This is a genomic window from Salmonella sp. JXY0409-18 (assembly GCF_020268625.1).
In the GTDB taxonomy this organism is placed as follows: domain Bacteria; phylum Pseudomonadota; class Gammaproteobacteria; order Enterobacterales; family Enterobacteriaceae; genus Salmonella; species Salmonella enterica.
The window spans coordinates 60186-86764 of record NZ_CP084216.1; the positions used below are offsets into that span (position 1 = coordinate 60186).

Below are 26579 nucleotides of genomic sequence, written 5' to 3' on the forward strand. Positions count from 1 at the left end.
GAGGTCTGGTCACATCTGAATAAGAGGTCGGATATGAATGATATAGCACATACTCTCTATACCGTTGTGCAATATGTCCTGGGATTTGGCCCAACGGTTTTATTGCCGCTGGTCCTTTTTTTCCTGGCATTGTTCTTCAAAGTAAAACCCGCTAAAGCACTTCGCTCATCGTTAATTGTCGGAATAGGGTTTGTCGGAATTTATGCCATCTTTGACATACTTACCAGCAACGTAGGCCCGGCTGCACAGGCAATGGTTGAGCGAACTGGTATTAGTCTGCCTGTGGTCGATTTAGGCTGGCCACCGTTGGCCGCAATTACCTGGGGCTCACCAATCGCACCCTTTGTCATTCCGCTGACGATGCTGATTAATGTCGCCATGCTGGCTCTGAATAAGACACGTACTGTTGATGTCGACATGTGGAACTACTGGCACTTTGCCCTGGCTGGAACGCTGGTTTACTACAGCACAGGGAGTTTTGTTTTGGGTCTGTCCGCAGCCGCTATTGCCGCGATCGTGGTTCTCAAACTGGCGGACTGGTCTGCGCCATTAGTGGCAAAGTACTTCGGTCTGGAAGGTATTTCACTTCCGACCCTGTCATCTGTCGTCTTCTTTCCGATTGGATTGCTGTTCGACAAAATTATCGACAAAATCCCTGGCGTTAACCGTATTCATATTGATCCGGAAAACGTTCAGAAAAAAATGGGAATCTTCGGTGAGCCTATGATGGTGGGTACTATTCTGGGGGTCTTGTTGGGCATCATTGCCGGGTATGACTTTAAACATATCCTATTGCTGGGGATCAGCATTGGCGGTGTCATGTTCATTCTTCCGCGTATGGTACGAATTTTGATGGAAGGTTTATTACCTCTGTCTGAAGCCATTAAGAAATATTTGAATGCCAAATATCCTGGCCGTGATGATCTCTTTATCGGACTGGATATCGCGGTAGCAGTAGGTAACCCAGCCATTATATCTACAGCACTGATTCTGACACCCATCTCTGTCTTTATTGCATTCCTTCTTCCTGGCAATAAAGTCCTGCCACTCGGAGACCTTGCGAACCTGGCAGTCATGGCTTCCATGATTGTACTGGCATGTCGTGGCAATATTTTCCGGGCTGTGATAACCGCAATTCCTGTTATTGTCGCCGACTTGTGGATTGCGACCAAAATTGCGCCATTTATTACCAGTATGGCTAAGGATGTCAATTTCAAAATGGCTGAGGGGTCAAGTGGTCAGGTATCAAGCTTCCTTGATGGCGGTAACCCCTTCCGTTTCTGGCTGCTTGAAATATTCAACGGAAATATTATTGCTATCGGGCTGATTCCTGTGCTTGCGCTGATTATTTATGGTGTTTTTCGCCTGACAAAAGGAACGGTCTATGCCTGATTACCACGCAGCGCTTGTCATTGACATTGGCACAACTAACTGCAAAGTCAGCTGTTATTCCTGTCATGACGTGTCAGTTCTGGAAGTCCGCAAGTTTCCGACGCCAATAATATCGTCGGACAAAGGCGAGGTAGATTTCGATGTCGAAGCGCTGTGGCAGGCACTGCGACTGGTAATGGCTGAACTGGTGGCTTCAGTACCGTTTCCGGTAAAAAATATCAGTATTGCGAGTTTCGGTGAGTCTGGTGTCTTTGTGGATAAGGAGGGCGTCATTCTTACCCCGATGCTGGCCTGGTATGATCGACGTGGTGAATCTTATCTCTCGTCATTAAGCAAGGCAGAGGCTGAAGAACTGTATTCTATAACGGGATTGCCACCTCACAGTAATTACTCAGCATTTAAAATGAGATGGTTGCTTGATAACTACTCCTTGCATGAAAGAAAAGATATCTGCTGGTTACATGCACCAGAAGTGTTGTTGTGGCGAATGACAGGTGCGAAAAAGACGGAAATATCCCTGGCCAGTAGAACGTTGTGTCTGGACATTGCTCGCCGTACCTGGTCTCGTAATGCTGCCGGGATTCTCGGCATACCGTTCGGTGTACTGGCTCCGTTGATAAAGCCAGGTGAAGTGGCCGGATGGGTGACGGCAACGCTTAGAGAGGAATTGGGCTTCTCTCATGAGGTAAAAGTTACCCTGGCCGGGCACGATCATATGGTCGGTGCCCGCGCATTACAGCTGCAACCGGGCGATGTGCTGAATTCTACTGGCACGACAGAGGGTATTTTACTGCTGAATACACAACCAACGCTTGATGTGCAGGCTCGCAGGGATAAGCTGGCAAATGGTTGTTACTCCGATGGTGAATTTTTCACGCTTTTCGCTTCTCTGCCTGTCGGCGGTTATGCGCTTGAATGGGTGAAAAAAACCTTTCGTTTAACTGATAAGGAAATAAGCACAGGCCTGGAAAAAGCCATGGAGCAATACCTCAAACCTTCCTGGTCTGTCGAGCATGTGCCGGTATTTATTCCTCATTTGCGGGGCTCGGGTTCGCCAAATAAAAATCGGCACACCCGTGGCCTGCTTTTTGGTCTGACGGATTCACTTCCTCCGGAGTCTCTGCTTGAGAGTGTCTTTATTGGCCTGGCGATGGAGTTTGCACACTGTCACGGGTGCTTTAATATCCCGGCGGGCAGGACAGTAAAAGTCATTGGCCCTGCGGTGAAAAACCCATACTGGCTCCAGTTGAAGGCTGACATCCTCCAGTGTCCAATTGAGGCCATTGCTTTTGATGAAACCGTCTCCCTTGGAGCATTGTTGATAGCCTGTCCGAATGTTGTCCCCCCGACTGTTCCTGTGGCTGAGCGATATTTTCCTGACGCGGTTCGTTCTGCAAAGTTGAAAATATATCAGCAGCAATGGCTGTCATTTTATCAATTTAAACTGCGGCAAGAAGGGGCGCTTATTGGTGAATAACTGTGATAACTCAATAGTTCGATAATTTACTTACACTGCTCACATAAATATCTGGAGTTAATATGCCTTTAGTCAATGGTAGGATCCTGCTCAATTGTATTCAGGAAAAACATGTCCTTGCGGGTGCATTTAATACAACGAACCTGGAGACAACAATTTCCATTCTTAATGCAATAGAACGTTCCGGATTGCCCAATTTTATTCAAATTGCTCCTACTAATGCACAGCTTTCAGGTTACGATTACATTTATGAAATAGTTAAGCGACATGCCGATAAAATGGATATTCCTGTCAGCCTGCATCTGGATCATGGGAAAACTCTGGAAGATGTTAAGCAGGCTGTCCGGGCCGGATTTACCTCAGTAATGATTGATGGCGCGGCGCTACCGTTCGAAGAAAATATTGCATTTACCCGAGAAGCCGTCGATTTCTGTAAATCATTTGGTGTTCCCGTCGAAGCGGAATTAGGCGCTATTCTGGGTAAGGAAGATGATCATGTCAGCGAGGCTGACTGCAAAACTGAACCTGAGAAGGTTCAGCGCTTTGTTGAGGAGACAGGGTGCGACATGCTGGCAGTGTCAATTGGTAATGTACATGGTCTTGAAGATATCCCACGCATTGATATCCCGCTATTACAACGCATCGCGTCTGTCAGTCCGGTACCTTTGGTTATTCATGGAGGTTCTGGTATTGACGCGGATATTCTTCGCAGCTTTGTTAATTACAAAGTAGCCAAAGTGAATATTGCGAGTGATTTGCGCAAAGCCTTTATTACTACTGTTGGTAAGGCTTGGGTAAATAATAACAACGAGGCTAATCTGGCGCGTGTCATGGCGAACGCAAAACAGGCAGTTGAGGATGATGTTTATTCTAAAATTAAGATGATGAATAAAAATCACTCAGCATTCCGCAAAGTCTCTTAAGGAAAATATATGATTAGACAAAAAGTACGCGTTATGAACAGTACGGGGCTTCATGCGCGGCCAGCCGCTACGCTTGCGAAAATTGTCAAAAAATACCAGTCTTCATTAACGCTAGTTAATAATGACAAAGAAATTCCCATTAAAGGAATGATGAGTATTTTGGGGGCTGGCGTAAAGGGAAACACAATGATTGATTTAATTTGTGATGGACAGGATGAACTGGCTTTTATGGATGAATTAAAATCTGCATTTGCTGATGGCTTTGGTGAGTCAGTATAGTGCAATTCCCGTCAAACAGCGCAGGAAGTTGTAGAGGCTTCCTGCACTCATTATCGTATGAATCGTCTCCACCCGGAAAACAATCCCGTCTGAGACTGTTATTAAATTTGTTTAATTACCCGTTGTTGAAGTGCTCATTTCAACAACGGGACAGGCAAATTATGGACGAAAAGAAACTCAAAGCCCTTGCGGCGGAACTGACTAAAGGGATGACCCCGCGCGAAATTGTTGCTACGTTCGAAAAAATGGAGTATGCCGATCCAAAACTGGCGGTGAGTCGTTTTATTCTCAAGTTAGGTGACCACCTGAGCGATCACCTTTAAAGTTATACAGAATTACTGACAGACTCTTTAGGAATCGAAACCAGGAGAATATCTCACAGGTGACATCGCACCTTTCTTTCTAAGATCCTCTGGAATCTTTTTACCGAGATAAAGCTGTGCTATCGCAGGTGGCGCTACTTTTCCTCGAAATCCAAAGCGGGAATTTTGAGTAGCTTCAAACTCCTCGTCTTCATCCCATGAGGATATCTCTGGGAAATTCTCACGGGTAGATTTGAGCCACTCATCAGCGACATATACACCCCTTACGATTCCCTTCACTGTAGCCAATATAACTTCAGCCTTACGGGCACGCTCAACGCTGACCCGCCAGCTAAAACGTACGGCATCATAAAGGTCCACATCTTTTGAACTTCTGTTAACAGAGATCATCAGGGCTTTATGTTGGAATACAATTGTTTCAGGTTGGTACGTGGCGATTAACTCTTTGATGTGTGCAGCGCCATATTCATTACTGCCAGCACCGTTCATGATATTAGTTAAACCGGGGTAGGCGTCTATAAGGGCGGCTTCAACCTCGTAAGCGGTCTTTTCATCAGCTATACCGTGTCGGTGAATAACATGAATGACCTCAAGACCAGCTAATCTTATCTCTCGAAGTTGCTTGAGCTTGTTACTAAGTAACTCATCATCATCCACTGCTGCAACCTCACCGCGCATATGAGCAAATACACGATTGCCTTTTCCCTTCCCCACGTAGAAGGTACTTCCGTCCCTGGGATCAATTAATCGATACACATACCAGCCAAGGTGTTCCATTACTCCCGGTGGAAACTCATTAATATCCATGTCATAACGCCTATCAATTGATTCATAAAACCATGATACTGTCGATTAACAACTTATAGTACTCATTAATCTTTCCCGATGATTGATAAAGTGAGCAGCGTCTGTTGTTGGCGCTTAGCGGACATTTTAACTTTGCCCAACCCCAGACATCCGACTTAGCCTTAACAGACCATCGGTAAAACCCTCATACCAGCACCTTTAGCCCGTGTTTTTGGACAACATTAAGTAGTTTCAGTGACATCCCGCTGGGACGCTTGGCGCCGCTTTCCCACTTTTGAACCGTTGATACGCTGGTATTCAGGTAGCGAGCGAAAACCGACTGGCTAACGTTGAGTTCTTCTCGTAACGCTTTTATTTCAAGTGGCTGCAGATCTTTGATGCTGCTTAAGCAGGCCGTGTCAAAACTGCGCATTGTCTCCTGGGGAATGGCATCCACGCTAAATAATCCAGATGCCGCGCTATGAATCGCTTCAAAGGCAGGGCTTTTGAATTTAGTTTTTGCTGACATGGCGCACCTCTACCAGTTCTTTGTTATTAATGAGTGCCGTTATCTGATCTTCGGTCAGGCAAGCATAGTGTTTTGCTAACTCACGGAAACCCGCGAGTTCGCGATAGCTAATGTTGGCCATATCCTGTTTGGCATACAGGAAGGTGTAAAACCAATGCTCGCCTCCCTTTGCCAACACGATTGCGCGATCGCGATTTTGATTGAGACGTTTTTTATAAACTCCGCCGCCAAGATTATCTGCTTTTCCTTGCAGTACGGCGTTGATGGCCTCGCTTAACTCGTCATCTTTTATCGTGTGGGACTTCGCTTCTCTGTTAAACCACCTGGTTTTGAAGATTCGCATCAGGTTGACATCCTGTAATCTAAAGTATAGCACCAGGTGATACACTATGTCTTACCTTTTGGTTTTGCACGCAGCGAGAGAAGTTAATTCTCAACGCTCGACCAGCCTCGCAAAATGCAGCGCAACAATGTCAGTTGCTAAAACGTTAATCAGATCACATTTTGTAATGTTACACTGCATGAATTTTCCGCACTAAAACGACGCAGGTAACCACAATGAATGAAAATATCGCAGAAAAATTCCGCGCTGATGGGGTTGCCAGGCCTAACTGGTCAGCCGTTTTTGCCGTAGCGTTTTGTGTCGCCTGCCTGATTACCGTTGAGTTTTTGCCCGTTAGTCTGTTGACGCCGATGGCGCAGGATCTGGGGATCTCCGAGGGCGTCGCCGGTCAGTCGGTCACCGTTACGGCATTTGTCGCGATGTTTTCCAGCCTGTTCATTACCCAGATTATTCAGGCGACCGACAGGCGTTATATCGTTATTCTGTTCGCCGTTTTGCTGACGGCTTCTTGTCTGATGGTCTCCTTTGCCAACAGCTTTACGCTGCTATTGCTGGGCCGCGCCTGTCTTGGGTTGGCGCTGGGCGGATTCTGGGCGATGTCGGCGTCGCTGACCATGCGACTGGTTCCCGCGCGTACCGTGCCGAAAGCGCTGTCGGTGATTTTTGGCGCGGTTTCCATCGCGTTAGTGATCGCCGCGCCGCTGGGCAGTTTTTTGGGCGGTATTATTGGCTGGCGTAATGTCTTTAACGCCGCTGCGGTGATGGGCGTACTGTGCGTCATCTGGGTGGTGAAATCACTGCCGTCGCTGCCGGGCGAACCTTCTCACCAGAAACAGAATATGTTTAGCCTGTTGCAACGCCCTGGCGTGATGGCCGGGATGATCGCCATCTTTATGTCTTTTGCCGGGCAGTTCGCTTTCTTTACCTATATTCGCCCGGTCTATATGAATCTGGCGGGCTTTGACGTTGATGGTCTGACGCTGGTGTTGCTAAGTTTTGGTATTGCCAGCTTCGTTGGTACTTCTTTCTCATCTTATGTCCTGAAACGTTCGGTAAAACTGGCGCTGGCCGGTGCGCCGCTGCTACTGGCGCTGAGCGCGCTGACGCTCATTGTGTGGGGAAGCGACAAAACCGTGGCGGCGGTCATAGCGATTATCTGGGGGCTGGCGTTTGCGCTGGTGCCGGTGGGATGGTCAACGTGGATCACTCGTTCCCTTGCCGATCAGGCGGAAAAAGCCGGTTCCATCCAGGTCGCGGTGATTCAACTGGCAAATACCTGTGGCGCGGCGGTGGGCGGTTATGCGCTCGACAATTTCGGGCTGCTTTCGCCGCTGGCGCTTTCCGGCGGTCTGATGCTGTTGACGGCGTTAGTCGTGGCGGCGAAAGTCCGTATTACGCCAATGAGTTGATATTGCTGCCATTTGTAGGCCGGATACGACGTTAGTCGTCATCCGGCAATAATAAACGCTTAATCAAAACCGTTATGCTCTGCGGTGGCGGCAAACCATTCTCCGCTTTTTTTCACCGTGCGCGTTTGGGTGGCTAAATCCAGTTGTACAAAACCATAGCGATTTTTATAGCCGTTCAGCCATGACCAGTTATCGATAAAGGTCCACATGTGGTAGCCAAGACAGTGACAGCCCTCGCTAATGCCTTTATGCAGCCATTTAAGATGCTCAGAAATAAAGTCAATCCGGTAATCATCGTGAATCTGTCCCGCTTGCACAAAACGCTGCTCGTTCTCAACGCCTATCCCGTTTTCGGAGATAAAACAGCGCGGATTGCCGTAATTATCCCGCAGGTTGGTGATGATGTCGTAAATTCCTGGCGCGTAAATTTCCCAGCCGCGGTAAGGGTTCATCTTGCGCCCCGGCATGTCGTAATAGTCAAATAACCACTCCGGCATAAACGGCGCTTGCGGATTCACCGCCGTATCACGGCATTTCACGCGGCGCGGCTGATAATAGTTAATCCCCAGTAAATCGATTTTGCCGTCGGTAATAAGCTGACGATCGCCTGGCTGACAGGCAGGCAACTGGTCATAGGTTTTCAGCAGCGCCACCAAGTCCGCCGGGTATTCTCCCTTTAATACCGGGTCAAGAAAACTGCGGTTGAATAACAGATCCGCATGATGCGCGGCTTGTACATCGGCGGGATGCTGCGAGCGTGGGTAGGACGGCGTCAGATTCAGCACTACGCCGATTTCACCGTCGTAGCGCCCGGCGCGCCAGGCGCGCACGGCGGTCGAGTGCGCCAGCACGGTATGGTACGCCACGGTGGCTGCACGTTTAAAATCCACCACATTGGGATAGTGGAAGTCGTACAAATAGCCGCCTTCCACCGGCACAATCGGCTCGTTAAAGGTAAACCAGTGCTTCACGCGGTCGCCAAACAAGGTAAAACACGTTTGCGCGTACCGACCAAACGCCTCTACGACGTCGCGATTTTCCCAGCCGCCTTTCTCCTGCATGACCATCGGCATATCAAAATGGAACAGCGTAATAAACGGCGTGATGCCCTGCGCCAGTAGCTCGTCGATGACGTGATTGTAGAAGCTCACCGCTTGTGGATTCACCTCGCCTACGCCGTCTGGAATGAGCCGCGCCCAGCTTAGCGAGGTGCGAAAACTGTTATGTTTTAACTGTTTCAGTAGCGCGATGTCTTGCTTCCAGTGGCGATAGAACGTTGAGGTTTCTGCTGGACCGATGCCCTGATGAAAACGACCCGGCTGGCGCTCGAACCACACATCCCACGTGGTCTGGCTTTTACCGCCATTCAGACTATCCCCTTCGGTTTGCAACGCTGAGCAGGCGCTGCCCCACCAGAAGTTATCGGGAAAACGGTATCGCATTGTCGTACTCCTTGATCGCGTAAATTCGCTCCAGAATACGCGATTTTGGCGAACAGAAACCGGTTACAGTCCGCATTTTCGCGACCAAAAAACGGAAAAGGTGTGCTACATCTCCGGGCATTCCACCTTGCCGAGAGCCTGCCAGTAGTTATGCTGATTGTTGCGCTCTATCGCGATCATCGCCTCCCGAATATGCTGCTGGTTCCCCTCGCTCGCCATGATTTTTTTCTCCCAGGCTTCATCGGTTAGCGCGCCTTTGGGCGTACACATTTTGCGCAAATCCTTTAAAATCGTGGTTTTTTCATGCGCCGACTGGAGTGAGCTAAACGGAGAGTCGGCATACGTGACGCCCGGTAGCGCGACAAGCGCGGCAATAAGCAGAAGCGTTTTTCGTTTCATAAACGGTATCCTTATCGGTTTGCACTTTTTCAAGAGTAAGTGTAGACCGTGCGACGTTCACTCATCGGGGCGTGTTATCCGTTGGCGTTGAAGTCAGGCAAAAGTGGGAAGGCGGTTTCTCGCTGCGCCTTCACTTTCTTGCGTGGCAGAATAGTGTATGTTCTGACTACTCTTTTATTTCGTAAGCGGTAGTGTAATGAGACGTATTGAGATCGTACTGGGAGAGCTGGAACGGCTGACGCGCGGGCTATGTCTTGCCGATTTGGCGCAGGAGACGGCGTTTACGGCGGAGGCGATAGGTTTCAATCTTGGGCTGGCGCGTAACTCCGTCAGCAAAGATCTCAATCAGTTATGGAATGACGGCCTGGCAATCAAAAGCCGTGGCCGCCCGGTCTATTTTCTGCATCGCCAGGCGCTGGAAACGTTGCTGGGACGACAGCTGGAAGAGTCTGAACGCGAGGTGCGAACGGTGGCGGATGTGCTACCGCATGAAGAGCATTACGCGCCCGACGATCCGTTTACCAGCCTGATTGGTTACGATCGTAGCCTGCGTGATGCGGTAGAAAAAGGCCGTGCGGCGGTACTCTATCCGCACGGTTTACACGTTCTGCTTACCGGGCCGTCCGGCGTCGGTAAAACCTTTTTTGCGGAACTGATGCACCGTTTCGCCTGTGAACAGGCGAGCGGCGTTATCCCGCCGCTGGTCTACTTTAACTGCGCGGAATACGCCCATAACCCGGAACTGCTCTCCTCTCATCTGTTTGGTCATCGGCAGGGGGCATTTACCGGCGCGAATGAACATAAAACAGGCCTCGTGGAGCAGGCGGACGGTGGTTATCTGCTGCTGGACGAGGTGCACCGTCTGTCTTATGAAGGGCAGGAAAAGCTGTTCTCTATTCTGGATAAAGGCGAGTACCGTCCGCTCGGCGTGAGCAGCCAGCCGCGATCAATTTCGGTACGCCTGATTTGCGCCACTACCGAGCCGGTCGGGTCGGCGCTGTTACGTACTTTCCAGCGGCGTATTCAGGTATGCATTGATTTGCCGGGCATTCGCCAGCGCTCCGTTGAAGAACAGATCGAACTGATCGTGGGGTTCTTACAGCGGGAAAGCCGCAAAATAGAACGCACGGTCAGCATTGATAAACCGTTGTTGCTCTGGTTGCTGAATAAACCCCTGGAAGGCAATATCGGTCAGCTAAAAAGCGATATTCAGTTTCTTTGCGCTCAGGCGTGGGCATCGGGAATGACCGAGCATAACGACACGCTACAGCTGGATAAACGGCTGGCGGAGATGTCGGTTAACCCGACGCCGGAACAGCGTCTATTGGTGGATACTCTGTTTGACGGTAAAGCGCGGCTAAATATAGACGCGCGCACGCTGCCCGCATTGAAGACGTCGCTGGCGACCGGGGCGGAAATTGAAGAGAGCGACCTCTTTTACAGCTTCCTGACGCGCGAATATGTTAATTTGCGCAACAGTAACGTCCCCCCGGCGGAGACGCTGGCGATCCTGAAAAATAAACTCAGCTCGATTTTTGAATACGGTCTCTACAGCCGCGACAGCGTGGCGCATCCGCCGCGCTATGGCGACCAGATTGAAGAGCGCGTGACGCTGCTGATTGGCTGCGTAGAGCAGGTGTTGGGCTTTTCGCTGCCGGAAAATCTGGTTAACCCACTGCGTAAACACTTCCTGGCGCTGATAGGCTACGTGCAGCGTGGCCTGATCCCGCAGCTTTACTCTTCCAGTTTGATCCTGGATCGCTGCAAAGACGAATATGACAACGCCGCGCTGCTGTGTCGGAAAATCAACGAACTGCTGCATATTCAGTGTCCGGCGACGGAAGTGGTCTGGCTATGCCTGTTCCTGAAAGAGTGCCGCCATTATCGTCAGCGCATCGATGCCAGCCCCGACTGCGGGGTCATTTTGATCGCTCACGGCGCGACCACCGCCACCAGTCAGGCGCAATATGTCAACCGCGTGCTGGAGCGCGAGCTGTTCAGCGCCATCGACATGCCGTTTGAACAGTCGGTGCATGACACGCTGGAAACGCTGACCCAAATGATTCAAACCCGCCAATATCGGCGGCTTATCCTGTTGGTGGACATCGGTTCATTGATCCATTTCGGCAGTACGATCAGTAAGTTATTCCAGATAGATGTTTTGCTCATGCCGAACATCACGCTGACCAGTCTGCTGGAAGTCGGGCTGGATTTAAGCTATGAAACCAGCGATTTACTACAGCTGACGGCGCTCCTGCAGAGTAAAAATATCCCCTGCCAGCTTTGTACGCCGCAGCAGGAGAACGGCGGCAAAGTGCTGGTCATCTCCTGTATTACCGGCATGGGAACGGCGGAAAAAATCAAAAAGGTGCTGGAGGAGAGCTTTGGCGAACTGATGTCGCAGGACACCAGGATGGTGATCCTTGATTATAACGAGGTACGTAGTCTGGAGCGCGTTCAGCAGGCATTGAATGCCAGCGAGCGGCTGGCGGGGATTGTCGGCACTTTCCAGCCGGGGCTGCCGGATATTCCGTTTATTTCGCTGGAAGAGCTTTTCTCCGAACAAGGGCCGGAACTGGTGTTGAGCCTGTTAACGCCCGATCTGTCCAACGCTGAACGCCGTCTGGAGATGGAGCGCAGCGCGATGCGCTTTATCAGCGCGCTAACGATGGAGAGCATCATCAACCATATTTCCGTGCTTAACCCGCAGCGTATTCTGAAAGAGATGGAGGGCGTTTTTAACCATCTGACGTCTTCGCTTTCCCTGAAACCAAGCCGCCAGGTGACACTGCGCTTCCTGATCCACTGCTGCTGTATGGTAGAGCGTATTGTGATTAACCGAAAACCGTTACAGATGGCGCTGGAAAGTCAGCCGAATCTGGACGCGCGCGCGTTTAGTGTCATCAAATCCGCTTTTCTGCCGATCGAAGACGCCTACGCCATCCGTTTATCGGATGCGGAATATTTTTATATCTACGAACTGCTCTATAGCTAATCCTTTTACTGGCGGGGCTTCGCGCCTCGCCAGACCTTTCTTCTTCCTCGCGTGACACAAATTCTGGCACAACCTTTGCTCTTCTGATGATGCGTTATGCCGGATAGCGGCGTAAACGCCTTATTCGGCCTACCGGGAGTGTCCTGTAGGCCCGGTAAGCGCAGTGCCACCGGGCAATATATGCCGGTGTCCTCATGTAATTGCGCCAGGAGGCCATTTTGACTACCACACAACCGTTGCCCCACATCCTGCTGCTGACGCATGGCGGCTGGGGACAACCGCTTTGCAACAGCCTGCGTATGGTCACGGGCGAAATTAAAGGCGTGACGGAAATCGCGCTAATGCCTGTCGATACGCTGGGCGAGTTTTATCAACGCGTCGAGGCCGTGGTGAAAACGCTGCCGGAGGGCTCGCTGATCCTGACAGATTTTGTCGGCGGCACGACGTCCAACGTCGCGGCGCGACTAAGCGCCGATTATCCGGTGGCGGTGATTGCCGGACTGAATGCGTCGCTACTGCTGGAGGCGCTGGACAGGCGCGAACAAGGGATGCTAACCGCCTGCGTGGATGAGTTAGTTGAGGCCGGGCGCAGTAGCTGCCTGGATGTGGTCGCCCATGTACGTCAGCTACAACAATCACTCTAAGGAAAACATCATGGCCAATATCGTTTTATGCCGCATCGACAGCCGTCTCATTCATGGGCAGGTTGTCACGAAGTGGGTCGGACAATCTCAGGCGAACCGGATAGCCGTTGTGAGTGATGAACTGGATGCCGATCCGTTTATGAAAAATATCTACCTGATGGCCGCGCCGCCAAATATCAAAGTGGATTGCTTCGGCAACCAGAGTTTTGCCGCCGCATGGAAAGAAAATCAGCTTGGCGACGGTAACGTGCTGGTGCTTTTTCCCTCACTGGCGGCGGTGCAGAACGCCATACAACTGGGCTTTGACGTTACCCGCATTCAGGTTGGCGGTCTCGGCGGCGGGCCAAACCGCAAGGCGGTTTTTCAGAATATTACGCTGGATGAAAAAGACGTCGGCATTCTTAACGACCTGAAAAACCGTGGCGTTCAGGTATTTTTCCAGACCATCCCGGAAGATAAGCCGCAGCCGCTCGACGATATCCTGAAAAAATTCTAACCCTTTAATAGACACAAAATCATTCTGGATGCATCGAGGCGGCAACTGAGTGAATCCCCTGGAGCTTACTAAAGTAAGTGACTGGGGTGAGCGAAGGCAGCCAACAATGAGGCAGCCTGAAGGATGAAGTGTATAGGATAACATTATGGATACCTTACTTTTTGCAAGCCTGATGGGGTTGTATTACTGGTTTGCCCGTTTACGCCTCGGCTACACCTTCTCCGCGATGTTGTTACAACCGGTGGTGATCGCGGTATTTGTCGGGCTTTTGCTTGGCAACATGCAGACCGCGATGATTATCGGCGCAGGGATGCAGCTCGTTTATTTGGGCGTGACCTCAACGCCGGGCGGCAACGTGCCGTCGGACCCGGCGCTGGCGGCCTGTATCTCCATTCCTATCGCGGTGAAGGCCGGTATGGACCCAAACCTGGCGATCGCGCTGGCAATCCCGTTTGGCGTGATTGGCGTGTTTCTCGATCAGCTGAGGCGCACGCTGAACGCCGCCTGGGTGCATATGGCGGATAAACACGCGGAAACGGCAAACATGGCGGGCATCATGCGTTGCGCCTTTCTTTACCCGGCATTGCTGGGGCTGGTGCTGCGCTTCCCGGTGGTCTTTGCCGCTAACTACTTTGGCCAGGATGTGGTGGAAAGTTTCCTTAAACTGATGCCGCACTGGTTAACCCACTCCTTTGAAATCATGGGCGGCATTCTGCCGGCGCTGGGCTTTGCCATCACCATTATGGTGATCGGTAAAAAGAGCCTGTTGCCGTGGTTTATCGGCGGGTTCTTCGCGGTGTTGTACCTCAAGGTCGACATCATGGCGATGGCCATCTTCGGCACCTGTGTCGCCTTCCTGATTAAAGGCCTGGCGAAAAATGAAGGAGCAGCATGATGAGCAGTGACGTAATGCAACATGAACTGGTTGAGCGCGCGCGGGAAAGCGGGGCGCTGACCAAAGCAGACATCACCAAAGCCTGGTTTATCTACTGGCTGGGCGCCGAGGTTTCCAGCTCCTATGAGCGCTTACAAAGCCTGATTTTCTGCGCCTCGATGACGCCGATCATCAAAAAACTCTACCCGCAAAAAGAGGAGCAGGTAGAAGCGCTAAAACGCCACCTTAACTTCTTTAATTCCGAGCAGACTTTCGGCGCGGTGATTCAGGGCATCTCTATTGCCATGGAAGAACAAAAAACGCGCGGCGAGCCGATTAACGACTCGTCTATCACCGGCATTAAAACTGGCCTGATGGGGCCGCTTGCCGGGATGGGCGACTCGATTATCTGGGCGGCGGTGATGCCGCTGCTGATAGCGATCTTTATTCCGTTCGCGGCAAATGGCAGCGCGATGGGCGGTATTATCCCGCTGATTCTCTACCCGGCGATCACCCTGGCGATCAGCTACGGCATGGTCCACAAGGGGTATACGCTGGGGCGTGATTCGATTATCGGCCTGCTGCAAGGGGGGCGAATCAAAGAACTGATCTACGGGGCCAACGTGCTGGGTTTGATCATGATGGGCGCGCTTTCCGCCAGCTACGTCAAAATCACCACGCCGTTAAAAATTAGCGCCTTGAAAGGATCTGAAGTGGTGGTTCAGCAGATCCTCGACTCTATCGCGCCGGGCTTACTGCCACTGGCGGCGGTATTCGCCATCTACTTCTATCTGGTAAAAAAAGGGCCGCGCTACACCACCATTTTACTGTCGATTGTCGCACTGAGCATAGTCTGTTCGTTGTTGGGAGTGCTGTAAATCATGACGCCGAATATCTATCAACAACTGGGGTTGAAAAAGGTCATTAACGCCTGCGGCAAAATGACCATTCTGGGCGTCTCAAGCGTCGCGCCGGAGGTCATGCAGGCCACCGCGCGCGCGGCTTCCGCTTTCGTCGAGATTGACGCGCTGGTGGAAAAAACCGGCGAACTGATATCGCGCTATACGGGTGCTGAAGATAGCTATATCACCTCGTGCGCCTCGGCGGGTATTGCCATTGCCGTCGCTGCCGCTATCACCCACGGCGATCGGGCGCGCGTCGCCCTGATGCCGGACAGTAGCGGTATGGCCAATGAGGTGGTGATGCTGCGCGGGCATAATGTGGACTACGGCGCGCCAGTCACCAGCGCCATTCGTCTTGGCGGCGGGCGCATAGTGGAAGTGGGGTCGAGCAATCTGGCGGCCCGCTGGCAACTGGAAAGCGCCATTAACGAAAAGACCGCCGCGCTACTGTATGTGAAATCACACCATTGCGTACAGAAAGGCATGTTGAGCATTGACGATTTTGTACAGGTGGCGCAGGCCAACCACCTGCCGTTGATTGTCGATGCCGCGGCGGAAGAGGATTTGCGCGGCTGGGTGGCGAGCGGCGCGGATATGGTTATCTACAGTGGGGCGAAAGCCTTTAATGCGCCAACCTCCGGCTTTATCACTGGTAAGAAAACGTGGATTGCCGCCTGCAAAGCGCAGCACCAGGGGATTGCCAGGGCAATGAAAATCGGCAAGGAAAACATGGTTGGGCTGGTGTATGCGCTGGAGAATTACCACCAGGGCCAGACGACCGTGACCGCAGCACAGTTACAGCCGGTCGCGGAAGCGATTTCCGCCATTCGCGGGCTTTATGCCGATATCGAACAGGATGAGGCCGGGCGTGCAATCTGGCGTATTCGTGTGCGGGTGAACGCATCTGAATTGGGACTGAATGCGCAGGACGTCGAAGCGCAGTTGCGCGGCGGTGAGATAGCGATTTACGCCCGCAAATATCAGCTTCATCAGGGGGTTTTTAGCCTCGATCCACGCACGGTAGCCGAAGGGGAAATGGCATTGATTGTGGCGCGACTCAGGGAGATTGCAGAACATGCAGCAGATTAATTTTTATCGTCAGCGGGTGGCGATTAACGTACTGGCGAAAGATATCGCCAACGCCAGGGAGATCTATGACGCAGCCGAAGGCCATGCGGTAATCGGCGTGCTTTCCGCCCAGTTTGCCACCGTGGAAGAGGGTGTGCAGGAGGTTAAGCGCTGGATGGCGCAGGTGCCGTCAATTTCTGTCGGCCTGGGCGCGGGCGATCCGGCGCAGTTCTATAAAGCGGCGATGATTGCCGCCGCCGTCCACCCGGCGCATGTTAACCAGACTTTTACCGGCTGCGGCTTCGCAGCGGGCGCACTGGCGGCGACAGGCGGCGAGCAAACACATATTAACGCCCTGGTCAGCCCGACGGGAACGCCTGGCGAGGTGGTGATTTCTACCGGCGTCAGCAGCAGCCAGGGAACGCCAGCCCGCGTTTCCTGTGAAGCGGCGGTACGCATGATGCAGGATATGGGCGCACATGCGGCGAAGTTTTTCCCGATGGGCGGCGAGAAGTCGTTACCGGAACTCTATGCGCTGGCGACAACCGCCGCCCGCCACGGCATGACGCTCATCGAGCCGACCGGCGGTATCTCACTGGATAATTTCGGTATTATCCTGCAAACCTGCCTGGAAGCAGGCGTGCCGCGCGTCATGCCGCATGTTTACAGCTCGATTATCGATCCGCAAACCGGCAATACGCGCCCCGAAGACATCATTCGGTTGATGGAGATAGTCAAAGCGCTGGTGTGAGATTTATCGCCGAAGAGCGCTGCGTTTACCTGGCCTACAGATGACGTGTATTTGTAGGCCCGGTTAGCGTTACGCTATCGGGCGATAATGCGTAGCAGGCTGGGCAAAAATGTACCTATTGCAGCCGTCAGTGATTCCCTTTCGAGCCTCCTCGCAGGGGTAAATTTTCCTGAATGCTGTCTGTATTTTTGGCGAGTACAGTGGCGTCATCTTATTCCTCAGGTGACGGATCGCCATGAAAAAAAGCCCCACGTCCACGCCTCATGATGCGGTATTCAAAACGTTTTTACGCCATCCGGATACCGCGCGGGATTTTCTCAATATTCATCTTCCCCATTCGCTAAGAATACGTTGCGATCTGACGACGTTGAAACTGGCGCCAGACAGTTTTATCGAGAAAAATTTACGCGCGTTTTATTCCGATGTCCTTTGGTCGCTAAAAACGTGTGAAGGCGACGGTTATATCTATGTCGTTATAGAGCATCAGAGTACGCCGGACGCGCATATGGCGTTCCGGTTAATGCGTTACGCGACTGCCGCGATGCAGCGCCATCTGGATGCTGGCCATAAAACGTTACCGCTGGTGATTCCCATGCTGTTTTACCATGGCGCGAAAAGCCCGTATCCCTTTTCGCTTTGCTGGCTGGATGAGTTTGACGATCCTGCACTGGCGCGTCAGCTTTATGCGACGGCATTTCCACTGGTAGACATTACGGTGGTGCCGGATAACGAGATTATGCAGCATCGACGTATCGCGATGCTGGAGCTGGTACAAAAGCATATACGTCAGCGCGACCTGATGGGATTGGTCGAGCGCTTAGCGGTACTTCTGATTACGGGAAACGCTAATGACAGTCAGCTAAAAGCGCTGTTTAATTATTTGCTAATACAGCATGGCAGCACGCCTCGTTTTGGCAAGTTTATCCGCGAGGTGGCGCGTCGTGTTCCCCAACACAAGGAGAGATTAATGACGATCGTAGACAGAATACGTGAATCGGGGCGCAGAAAAGGTAAGCGTGAAGGCGTACAACAAGGTATACATCAAGGTAAGCAGGAGGAGGCCTTGCGTATTGCGCATACGATGCTGGAACAGGGGATCGAGCGAGAGATGGTGCTGATGATTACCGGGCTTTCTGACGAAGAGATTAAGGCAAAGCGCCATTAAACTTTTCCCTCTTCCGCCCGGTCATCGTGATTATCAACGGCGTTAAGCGGCCCGCGCGCGTCGACGGGAATCGAGGGAGATCAGAATCACTGACGAGAGAATGAGCAGCGTGCCCAGCCAGTCCGGCAAGGTAAAACTAATCCCCAACAGCAGCAGCGACAGCAGGGCGCTGCTTAACGGTTCCGCGCAGCTTAAAATGCTGGCCTTGGGGCCACCAATCAGTTGCGCGCCTTTCAAATACAGGCTGAACGTCAGCGACGTACCGATCACCACAAGGTAGAAAAAGGCCAGAATCAGACTGCCGCTCACCGCAAAGTGCGTTCCTTCTTTAGCGTAGAAGGGCAGCAGAATAAGGCCGCCAAAGGACATACTCCAGCCGACCACTGGCAGTGTGCCGTATTGGGCGATTAGCCTGGAAGGCCAGGTCGTATAAAAGGCGGCGGCAAATGCGGAGGCGATACCCCAGAACAGCGCGCCTGAAGAGATCGACAGCGATGTTGGATTGCCGTGAGTCACCAGTAAAAAGGTGCCGATAAGCGATGTAAGAATGGCCGTTAAGACCAGAATGCCTGGTCGTGTTCTTCGCGCTAATGCAAACCACGCCACAATAATGGTCGGCGATAAAAATTGCAGCACTGTCGCGGTGGCGGCATTGGATTTTTCAATCGTAAGCAGGAAGGTTAGCTGAACGGTGAGCGCGCCCACCACGGAGAAAATCAGCAGACTCAGTGCATCTTTGCGGTTTTTAAGAATCGAAAATATCTTATCGCCGTGCATAAAGGAGAAGGTCACCAGTATCAGCCCGGCGAATAACAAACGTATCATCGTCAGGAACTGTGACGACATACGGCTTTGCTCCATGATGTACTGCGCGCAAACGCCTGAACTCCCCCACAATACGGCGGCAATCAGGACGTTTAGCATCCCTTTTCTGGTGGAACCCATTTTTTCCTCGTCATGTTGTTTTATTTTTTTACGTGCAGGCATCATAACAGAGCTATCGCCGGCATTAAGCAGGAATTTATTGTTTAATGATTTCAGACGAGCCTGTTATTGACATAATATTGTCATTTTTTTGTCATAGAAAATATCAAACAAACTTAAACAAATCGTCACTATCCCCGCCTTTGCACTTTACAGAACATATTGACTGACTATAATAAGCGCAAATTCATGCAGGAGTAATATGTTGGACAGTCACTTTTACGTAAATCATCTGGCAAGTTAACGCACGCTATTCCTGCGCTGCTTGCCGAACCGGTGGGCAGCAATCTCCCCTTGTGACGATTGTCATCCCAATAATGTTACAACACGCGCATTGTCGCGAGGTAATCGTCATGTTCATGTTTAAACACGCTTTATTTCCTCCGCCGTTAACACGACGCTAATTGCCTCAGGGCAGAGATTTGTCGTGTGCTAAATATAGCACGTACTTATTCTTCCAGAAAAAATGGAGGAACGTATGTTAATGTTTCCTTATATTTTGAATTTACTGGCCGCTATGCTGTTGGGCGCGCTGATTGGCGCGGAAAGACAATGGCGTCAACGTATGGCGGGATTACGCACTAATGCGCTGGTGGCGACAGGCGCCGCCGTTTTTATTCTGAGCTCCATGACGACATCGCCAGACAGCCCCGGGAGAATTGCGGCGCAGATTGTCTCTGGTATTGGCTTTCTGGGGGCGGGCGTCATCATGCGCGAAGGGATGAATGTGCGCGGGCTGAACACTGCGGCAACGCTATGGTGTTCGGCGGGCATCGGCGTGTTATGCGGCTTAGGGCAGTTCAAAAATGCGCTGGCGGCGACGATCATTATTCTTTGTGCCAATATTTTACTGCGTGAAGCGGCGCAGCGTATAAATCAACTCCCGGTATCCGCCGAGGGAGAAAAACGTTATATCCTGAAAGTAACCTGTAATAAAGAAGATGAGAGCGAGGTTCGTCAGTGGTTACTGAATATCGTAAAAGAGGCCGCGATCTGTTTACAAGGGTTAGGTTCGGTCCCCGCTCAGGAACAGGGCTATAAAGAAATCCGTGCCGAGCTCGTGGGTCATGCTGATTATCGTAAAACGCGAGAACTGATTATATCCAGAATAGGTGATAACGATAATATCACCGCAATTCACTGGAGCATTGATAGTCAATAATAGTTTTTATTCAATTGCAACATTACGCCAGGCGTATAAGGAGGGAATGATGGATATTCCCGAGTCGATAAAATAAAACCCACTCAAAATAGTGAGTAAGCAATAACCTTTTTTATGCATAGATAATTCTCCCGGGGCATTCACCTTCAAATCGTGAGTTTGCTATTCCCTGGGCGTGATATGCAGGAAACACTACACCTTAATTTTGGGGATTCATCATGACTGACATGAACATTGAAAACCGGAAACTCAATCGCCCGGCGTCAGAAAATGATAAGCAGCATAAAAAAGTATTTCCGATCGAAGCGGAAGCTTTTCATAGCCCGGAGGAGACACTGGCGCGGCTGAACAGCCATCGTCAGGGCCTCACGATAGAAGAGGCCAGCGAACGGTTGAAAGTGTATGGGCGCAATGAAGTGGCGCATGAGCAAGTTCCTCCGGTGCTGGTTCAGCTTCTGCAGGCATTCAATAACCCGTTTATTTACGTTCTGATCGCACTGGCAGGGGTCAGTTTTATCACGGATTACTGGCTCCCGTTACGCCGTGGCGAAGAGACCGATCTCACCGGCGTGCTGATTATTCTGACGATGGTCAGTTTGAGCGGGTTATTGCGTTTCTGGCAGGAGTTTCGCACTAACAGAGCAGCACAGGCGCTGAAAAAGATGGTTCGCACCACCGCCACGGTGTTGCGTCGTGGGCCGGGCAATATAGGCGCGGTGCAGGAAGAGATTCCCATTGAAGAACTGGTGCCGGGCGATGTGGTTTTTCTGGCCGCAGGCGATCTGGTGCCCGCCGACGTCCGGCTGCTGGCGTCGCGCGATCTCTTTATCAGCCAGTCAATTCTTAGTGGTGAATCATTACCCGTAGAAAAATACGATGTTATGGCTGATGTGGCAGGTAAAGACAGCGAGCAATTGCCTGACAAAGATAAAAGCCTGTTAGATTTGGGCAATATCTGTCTGATGGGAACCAATGTAACCAGCGGCAGAGCGCAAGCGGTCGTGGTTGCGACGGGAAGCCGTACCTGGTTCGGCTCGCTGGCGAAATCCATTGTGGGTACGCGTACCCAGACGGCTTTCGATCGTGGAGTCAACAGCGTGAGCTGGCTGTTGATACGCTTTATGCTGATCATGGTGCCGGTTGTCCTGCTGATCAATGGGTTCAGTAAGGGAGACTGGGTAGAGGCTTCGCTGTTCGCGCTGGCGGTTGCGGTGGGGTTGACGCCGGAAATGTTGCCCATGATTGTCAGTTCCAACCTGGCAAAAGGCGCGATTGCGATGTCGCGGCGCAAAGTGATCGTCAAGCGCCTGAACGCTATTCAAAACTTCGGCGCGATGGATGTGTTGTGTACAGATAAAACCGGCACCTTAACCCAGGACAATATTTTTCTGGAGCATCATCTGGATGTGAGCGGTGTAAAAAGCAGCCGGGTATTGATGCTGGCCTGGCTGAATAGTAGCAGCCAGAGCGGCGCCCGGAATGTGATGGATCGCGCCATACTGCGTTTTGGCGAGGGTCGCATCGCGCCATCGACAAAAGCGCGCTTCGTTAAACGCGATGAACTGCCATTCGACTTTGTACGTCGCCGGGTATCGGTCCTGGTGGAGGATACGCAGCATGGAGACAGATGCCTGATCTGCAAAGGCGCTGTTGAAGAGATGATGATGGTAGCCACCCATCTTCGCGAAGGCGATCGTGTGGTGGCGCTGACGGAAACACGCCGCGAGCTGCTGCTGGCGAAAACCGAAGATTACAATGCGCAGGGATTCCGTGTATTGCTGATAGCGACACGTAAGCTGGATGGTTCCGGGAACAATCCGACATTAAGTGTGGAGGATGAGACCGAACTTACCATCGAAGGGATGCTCACTTTTCTCGATCCGCCGAAAGAGAGCGCCGGAAAAGCGATTGCCGCGTTGCGGGATAACGGCGTGGCGGTCAAAGTCCTCACCGGCGATAATCCGGTCGTGACGGCGCGTATCTGTCTGGAAGTGGGTATTGATACGCACGATATCCTGACCGGAACCCAGGTTGAGGCTATGTCAGATGCCGAACTGGCGTCTGAAGTGGAGAAACGCGCAGTATTCGCCCGGCTGACGCCGTTACAAAAAACGCGTATTTTGCAAGCGCTACAGAAAAATGGTCATACCGTTGGTTTTCTTGGGGATGGGATCAACGACGCGCCCGCGCTTCGTGATGCGGATGTGGGGATTTCCGTCGATAGCGCCGCCGATATTGCTAAAGAGTCATCAGATATTATTCTGCTGGAAAAAGATCTCATGGTGCTTGAGGAAGGCGTCATCAAAGGGCGGGAAACCTTTGGCAATATCATTAAATACCTGAATATGACCGCCAGCTCTAATTTCGGCAATGTTTTTTCGGTACTGGTAGCCAGCGCGTTTATTCCGTTTCTGCCGATGCTGGCGATTCATCTGTTGATCCAGAATTTGATGTACGATATTTCGCAGTTGTCGTTGCCGTGGGACAAAATGGATAAAGAGTTCCTGCGTAAGCCGCGGAAATGGGACGCGAAAAATATTGGTCGTTTTATGCTATGGATTGGCCCAACGTCTTCTATTTTCGATATCACAACCTTTGCGTTGATGTGGTACGTCTTTGCGGCTAATAACGTAGAGGCGCAGGCGCTCTTTCAGTCCGGCTGGTTTATTGAGGGTCTGCTCTCGCAGACACTGGTCGTGCATATGCTAAGGACGCAGAAAATACCGTTTATCCAAAGTCGGGCGACGTTGCCGGTATTATTGACGACCGGCTTGATTATGGCGATAGGCATTTATATTCCATTCTCACCTTTGGGTGCGATGGTTGGACTGGAGCCGCTGCCGCTGAGCTACTTCCCGTGGTTGGTGGCGACATTATTGAGCTACTGTCTGGTGGCGCAAGGCATGAAGCGCTTTTATATCAAACGCTTTGGCCAGTGGTTTTAATGATGTTTGAGGATCGCCCAGATGAATCGCTCACCCGATAAAATCATCGCGCTGATATTTTTACTGATTAGCCTGTTGGTGTTGTGTTTAGCCCTCTGGCAAATCGTTTTATAACGAGGTGACGCCATGCAAAAAAGAGGGTTGGACAAAATTTTTTATCAGGTTGTCCTGATAGCAATCATCCTGATTTTACTGACTATCTGGATACGATAAGCTGCTGTTGGCGAGCCCCGCTTAAAATAAGAATCGATGTAGTTGTTCTTTTTATGGCGGGGCGCTATTTTCATGGTATCCCACATCAGAAGGGCAATATCATGAATAATCGTCGTGGTTTAACCGCCGTCCTGGCGACGTTGATTACGTTTTCCCTGAGCGCTACGCCTGTGCTGGCGAATCCGGGAAATGGCAATGGCGGCGGACATGGTAATAACGCGGCTAATCAGGGTAATAACGGTAACGGCCATAAAGGAAATGCCGGGCAAAAAACGGAACACCGTAAAAATGGCGGTAAACCGGATCACGTCGAGTCGGACATTAGCTATGCTGTCGCCAGGCAACTGGCAGTGAATTTAGGGCTGACGGGTTATCAGTCTTTACCTCCGGGGATTGCGAAAAATCTGGCGAGAGGAAAACCGCTGCCGCCGGGAATCGCTAAAAAAACGGTGCCGGCGTCTATGCTGGGACAATTACCTTATTATCCGGGCTATGAGTGGAAAATCGTTGGGGATAATCTGGTGCTGATCGCGCTCAGTACCGCGGTGGTCACGGCGATTATTAATGGCGTATTTGATTAAGAGCCTATCCCACCAGGCGTTATTGGCGCAGCCAGTTTGGACACGGACAGCGCGCAAAAACCGGAGCGTACACGTAGTACGTGAGGATTTTGAGCACTGCCCAGGACCAAAATGGCAAGTAAAATAGCCCCATTAAATGGGGCTATTTAGCCGCTTCAGGGCGTTATTTATGCGCGCTGAGAATCCAGCAGTTCATTATTTTTTACTACTTCCTGCGCTTTGGTATAACTTTCAATCAGTAGCTGATAGGCCGGGAATATTTTGGTATATACATCCGCCCATTCTGCGGCATCTTCCCTATTCCAGGTACGTTGCAGCTCAGAGGCTACCGCCGCGGTATCCATTGGTACTACGCCCGCCTGCACCACGCGGGCCATCGTAATTTCCTGCGCCATTTTACTGTACGTACCGGAGGCATCAATTACCGCAAATACCTTGTAACCTTCCGCGACGGCGCTGATGGCTGGAAAAGCCATGCAGACACTGGTAATAGTACCGGCGATGATCAGCGTTTTACGGCCTGTCGCTTTTACCGCTTGTACAAAATCGGCATTATCCCAGGCATTAATTTCCCCTTTACGCGCGACATATTGCGCGTGTGGCGCATTCGCATGGATTTCCGGAATCAGCGGACCATTCGGTCCCTGTGGTACGGATGCGGTAGTAATGACCGGCATATTGCATAAGGTAGCGATCTTAGCCAGCGCCGCGGCGCGCGCGCGTAATTCCGGCATCGGCATGTCGCCGACGGTCTGAAACAGGCCACTTTGGTGGTCAATCAGCAGCATTACTGCGTCGTTAGCATCAATGGCAGGGCGTTGACCGTTAAAATTCGCGGGTGTAGACATAATTCATTCCTTGTTGTTGCCTTTCACTGATAATCACTATCAGTGTTAAAGTCATTAATCGCCGGGGCGATTTCCGTTTTTAAGCTGATGACAGTAATCCGTTGCCGATTTTGGATTACCCTGTTGAGTTCTTTCTGAAGGAATATTCATCGGCATCACCTTCAGTCGATTTACTTTCACGCGAATTTGTTATCACAACAATATTCATATTATGAATAAATGTTTCTATTTTACATGTCAGAGAGAATTATTGATTGAAAAAACAAACTATGTCCCTACAAATTGTTTCTGATAGATAGTTTTAAACTTATTTAGTATAAATTTGAAATGGTTCAATTAAGAGTTAACTTATTTATATTTAAATAACATAAAGCGTAGCTTAAATATTAAGTGGGAAGCGTGCTGCTATTAAGTATGGCTACTGTAACTCTTAATGAATTGAAAACTATCCCTACATAACGAGTGCTGCTTTTTTGGATATTACAAGCCATTATAGAGAACACGTTCAATAAAACCCTGTCTTTCATATGATATAGATTGTCAGGATATATTTTTTCATGATTTATATATGAGATATTAAAGCGTAGTGGCACAGTAAATTTGGCCACCTGATTAAAGGTGATATTCTCACCTCAACACAAAACAGGTGACTTAACGAACAAGAAAACCAAACGTACTTTCACCCCTGAGTCTGCTATAATGAGAAAAGCGGTGTCTACGCTTACCTGTTAATGTCTTATGCCTCTCGCTCTTCTATATGATCGGTATGTGCAGGGGACAATCCATGTCCTGCTACGCAGCCACAGCATCAGACTATACTCAGTGGTGTCTATTAACCCTCTCCAACTACGTTATGTTTTGGCATGGTAACAATGCGATGTTATGGATAATTAACGATAATATTGAATTTAATCCAGAAATGAATCGCCTGGCGTCATTATCGAGGCCAGATCTCAACATTATTCTGACAACGCCCGCCAGCCGTTGCTTGCGCCTTCTGCTGGAAAACGCCCCCTCTGTCGTCTCACAACAAACATTCTTTCAAAAAGTGTGGGAAGAAGACGGCATGGTGGTGTCGGCAAATACGCTTTATCAGAATATCTCCATTATTCGCCGCGGATTACGTACCGTTGGCGAAAATGAAGATACGCTGATAATCACGGTTCCGCGTAGAGGCTTTCAGATTGAGCCTGGCGCGAGCATCATGACCATCCGCAAAGACTTCGCTCAGACAATAGAAAAAAAGGGTGAGACGCCGCCGCGTATGTCAGGGCGTTGGTTTAAACATTATGTACCTGTACTTTGGATGACCGGGACATTTGCTGTCGGTATTTTGCTTGGCACTATAAGCTGGCAAACCGTTCCCGATAAGGATTTTTATGATCGCTACACGCTGGTTGAAACAACGCAGGGTTGTCATTTTTTCTCGCGGAATGAAGATATCGAAAGCGGTAGCCGCTTTGCAGGCTATAAGTCAATGATTCTAAAAACCGGTATGGATTGTCAGAAATACCCATGGGTCTATTTTCCTTCCAGCAGTCGCACCCCAGCGGTTACGGCATTGATTTGTCAGCAACCGTATAAAACGCGCGGCGATACAGGCTGCGTGACGCTTTTTTTCCGCGGGGTGACACATGGGTAAAAAGGCA

27 protein-coding genes are annotated in these 26579 nt (G+C 50.8%); 20 read left to right on the forward strand and 7 right to left on the reverse strand.

What is annotated here, in order from left to right; translation table 11 throughout:
• The first annotated feature begins 33 nt into the window (after nucleotides 1-33).
• The 5 genes from LDB27_RS00290 (at nucleotide 34) to LDB27_RS00310 (ending at nucleotide 4394) form a co-directional block, all read left to right on the forward strand.
• Complete coding sequence (locus LDB27_RS00290; RefSeq protein ID WP_000997827.1) at nucleotides 34-1392, forward strand: PTS galactitol transporter subunit IIC; 1359 nt, start codon at nucleotides 34-36, stop codon at nucleotides 1390-1392.
• Nucleotides 1385-2869: an FGGY-family carbohydrate kinase gene (locus tag LDB27_RS00295; RefSeq protein ID WP_001113554.1), complete on the forward strand. Its 1485-nt coding sequence runs from the start codon at nucleotides 1385-1387 to the stop codon at nucleotides 2867-2869. Before LDB27_RS00290 ends, LDB27_RS00295 begins: the two co-directional genes overlap by 8 nt.
• A gap of 62 nt (nucleotides 2870-2931) precedes the next feature.
• Complete coding sequence (locus tag LDB27_RS00300; protein WP_001131798.1) at nucleotides 2932-3792, forward strand: class II aldolase; 861 nt, start codon at nucleotides 2932-2934, stop codon at nucleotides 3790-3792.
• 9 nt (nucleotides 3793-3801) lie between these two features.
• Nucleotides 3802-4071 carry an HPr family phosphocarrier protein gene (locus tag LDB27_RS00305; protein ID WP_000621026.1) on the forward strand — a complete coding sequence of 90 codons (270 nt, stop codon included), beginning with the start codon at nucleotides 3802-3804 and terminating at the stop codon, nucleotides 4069-4071.
• A gap of 161 nt (nucleotides 4072-4232) precedes the next feature.
• Entirely contained in the window at nucleotides 4233-4394 is a 162-nt protein-coding gene (locus tag LDB27_RS00310; RefSeq protein WP_000343619.1) for a hypothetical protein, read from the forward strand.
• Between the two features lie 27 nt (nucleotides 4395-4421).
• Here the strand turns inward: LDB27_RS00310 and LDB27_RS00315 are convergent, their stop codons facing one another.
• From LDB27_RS00315 to LDB27_RS00325, 3 genes are all read right to left on the reverse strand, one after another.
• A complete protein-coding gene (locus tag LDB27_RS00315; RefSeq protein WP_000353909.1) occupies nucleotides 4422-5201 on the reverse strand; it encodes an LEM-3-like GIY-YIG domain-containing protein in 780 nt (259 codons plus the stop codon).
• 184 nt (nucleotides 5202-5385) lie between these two features.
• Nucleotides 5386-5709 (reverse strand): helix-turn-helix domain-containing protein, encoded by a 324-nt coding sequence (locus LDB27_RS00320; protein ID WP_001274842.1) that lies wholly within the window; start codon nucleotides 5707-5709, stop codon nucleotides 5386-5388.
• Nucleotides 5693-6052, reverse strand: coding sequence for a type II toxin-antitoxin system RelE/ParE family toxin (locus LDB27_RS00325; RefSeq protein WP_001217953.1), 360 nt, complete (start codon nucleotides 6050-6052; stop codon nucleotides 5693-5695). Before LDB27_RS00325 ends, LDB27_RS00320 begins: the two co-directional genes overlap by 17 nt.
• 215 nt (nucleotides 6053-6267) lie before the next feature.
• On the opposite strand from LDB27_RS00325, the gene nepI reads away from it, so the two are divergent.
• A complete protein-coding gene (gene nepI, locus LDB27_RS00330) occupies nucleotides 6268-7461 on the forward strand; it encodes a purine ribonucleoside efflux pump NepI (protein ID WP_001004800.1) in 1194 nt (397 codons plus the stop codon).
• A 59-nt stretch (nucleotides 7462-7520) separates the two neighbouring features.
• Here the strand turns inward: nepI and LDB27_RS00335 are convergent, their stop codons facing one another.
• Together LDB27_RS00335 and LDB27_RS00340 are read right to left on the reverse strand one after the other, a co-directional pair.
• On the reverse strand, nucleotides 7521-8903 hold the full coding sequence (locus tag LDB27_RS00335; RefSeq protein WP_001270480.1) for a glycoside hydrolase family 1 protein: 1383 nt from the start codon (nucleotides 8901-8903) through the stop codon (nucleotides 7521-7523).
• Between the two features lie 105 nt (nucleotides 8904-9008).
• Complete coding sequence (locus LDB27_RS00340) at nucleotides 9009-9302, reverse strand: YicS family protein (RefSeq protein WP_000824213.1); 294 nt, start codon at nucleotides 9300-9302, stop codon at nucleotides 9009-9011.
• 196 nt (nucleotides 9303-9498) lie between these two features.
• Between LDB27_RS00340 and dagR the strand changes: the two genes are divergently transcribed.
• From dagR to LDB27_RS00380, 8 genes are all read left to right on the forward strand, one after another.
• Complete coding sequence (gene dagR / locus LDB27_RS00345) at nucleotides 9499-12297, forward strand: transcriptional regulator DagR (protein ID WP_001252680.1); 2799 nt, start codon at nucleotides 9499-9501, stop codon at nucleotides 12295-12297.
• Between the two features lie 218 nt (nucleotides 12298-12515).
• Nucleotides 12516-12941, forward strand: a complete 426-nt coding sequence (locus LDB27_RS00350; RefSeq protein WP_000214106.1) for a PTS sugar transporter subunit IIA — start codon at nucleotides 12516-12518, stop codon at nucleotides 12939-12941.
• A gap of 10 nt (nucleotides 12942-12951) precedes the next feature.
• Nucleotides 12952-13437 carry a PTS system mannose/fructose/N-acetylgalactosamine-transporter subunit IIB gene (locus LDB27_RS00355; protein WP_001284298.1) on the forward strand — a complete coding sequence of 162 codons (486 nt, stop codon included), beginning with the start codon at nucleotides 12952-12954 and terminating at the stop codon, nucleotides 13435-13437.
• Between the two features lie 145 nt (nucleotides 13438-13582).
• Nucleotides 13583-14332 (forward strand): PTS mannose/fructose/sorbose/N-acetylgalactosamine transporter subunit IIC, encoded by a 750-nt coding sequence (locus tag LDB27_RS00360; protein ID WP_000380259.1) that lies wholly within the window; start codon nucleotides 13583-13585, stop codon nucleotides 14330-14332.
• Nucleotides 14329-15189 (forward strand): PTS system mannose/fructose/sorbose family transporter subunit IID, encoded by an 861-nt coding sequence (locus LDB27_RS00365; protein ID WP_001526325.1) that lies wholly within the window; start codon nucleotides 14329-14331, stop codon nucleotides 15187-15189. The genes LDB27_RS00360 and LDB27_RS00365 overlap by 4 nt, the downstream gene beginning before the upstream one ends.
• A gap of 3 nt (nucleotides 15190-15192) precedes the next feature.
• Nucleotides 15193-16302, forward strand: a complete 1110-nt coding sequence (gene dgaE / locus LDB27_RS00370; protein WP_000188456.1) for a D-glucosaminate-6-phosphate ammonia lyase — start codon at nucleotides 15193-15195, stop codon at nucleotides 16300-16302.
• Nucleotides 16289-17032, forward strand: a complete 744-nt coding sequence (gene dagF / locus LDB27_RS00375) for a 2-dehydro-3-deoxy-phosphogluconate aldolase (RefSeq protein WP_001186156.1) — start codon at nucleotides 16289-16291, stop codon at nucleotides 17030-17032. Before dgaE ends, dagF begins: the two co-directional genes overlap by 14 nt.
• Before the next feature lie 235 nt (nucleotides 17033-17267).
• Nucleotides 17268-18197: an Rpn family recombination-promoting nuclease/putative transposase gene (locus LDB27_RS00380; protein WP_000749536.1), complete on the forward strand. Its 930-nt coding sequence runs from the start codon at nucleotides 17268-17270 to the stop codon at nucleotides 18195-18197.
• Nucleotides 18198-18239: 42 nt separating this feature from the next.
• On the opposite strand, the gene LDB27_RS00385 is transcribed toward LDB27_RS00380, so the two are convergent.
• Complete coding sequence (locus tag LDB27_RS00385; protein ID WP_000535970.1) at nucleotides 18240-19142, reverse strand: EamA family transporter; 903 nt, start codon at nucleotides 19140-19142, stop codon at nucleotides 18240-18242.
• A gap of 505 nt (nucleotides 19143-19647) precedes the next feature.
• Here LDB27_RS00385 and LDB27_RS00390 point away from each other — a divergent pair.
• The 5 genes from LDB27_RS00390 to cigR all read left to right on the forward strand — a co-directional run bounded on the left by LDB27_RS00390 (nucleotide 19648) and on the right by cigR (nucleotide 24082).
• Nucleotides 19648-20343, forward strand: a complete 696-nt coding sequence (locus tag LDB27_RS00390; protein ID WP_000392700.1) for an MgtC family protein — start codon at nucleotides 19648-19650, stop codon at nucleotides 20341-20343.
• A gap of 218 nt (nucleotides 20344-20561) precedes the next feature.
• Nucleotides 20562-23288 (forward strand): magnesium-translocating P-type ATPase, encoded by a 2727-nt coding sequence (gene mgtA, locus LDB27_RS00395; protein WP_000131296.1) that lies wholly within the window; start codon nucleotides 20562-20564, stop codon nucleotides 23286-23288.
• Nucleotides 23289-23309: 21 nt separating this feature from the next.
• Nucleotides 23310-23402: a protein MgtR gene (mgtR, locus tag LDB27_RS00400; RefSeq protein ID WP_001082118.1), complete on the forward strand. Its 93-nt coding sequence runs from the start codon at nucleotides 23310-23312 to the stop codon at nucleotides 23400-23402.
• Between the two features lie 12 nt (nucleotides 23403-23414).
• Nucleotides 23415-23501 (forward strand): magnesium transporter protection protein MgtU, encoded by an 87-nt coding sequence (mgtU, locus tag LDB27_RS23815; RefSeq protein WP_252515021.1) that lies wholly within the window; start codon nucleotides 23415-23417, stop codon nucleotides 23499-23501.
• Nucleotides 23502-23602: 101 nt separating this feature from the next.
• Nucleotides 23603-24082: an anti-virulence regulatory inner membrane protein CigR gene (gene cigR / locus LDB27_RS00405; protein WP_001065324.1), complete on the forward strand. Its 480-nt coding sequence runs from the start codon at nucleotides 23603-23605 to the stop codon at nucleotides 24080-24082.
• A gap of 167 nt (nucleotides 24083-24249) precedes the next feature.
• Here cigR and LDB27_RS00410 read toward each other — a convergent pair whose 3' ends face one another.
• Nucleotides 24250-24930, reverse strand: coding sequence for an isochorismatase family protein (locus LDB27_RS00410; protein WP_000106461.1), 681 nt, complete (start codon nucleotides 24928-24930; stop codon nucleotides 24250-24252).
• Nucleotides 24931-25714: 784 nt separating this feature from the next.
• Between LDB27_RS00410 and LDB27_RS00415 the strand changes: the two genes are divergently transcribed.
• Nucleotides 25715-26572 (forward strand): winged helix-turn-helix domain-containing protein, encoded by an 858-nt coding sequence (locus tag LDB27_RS00415; protein ID WP_001278059.1) that lies wholly within the window; start codon nucleotides 25715-25717, stop codon nucleotides 26570-26572.
• Nucleotides 26573-26579: the final 7 nt, after the last annotated feature.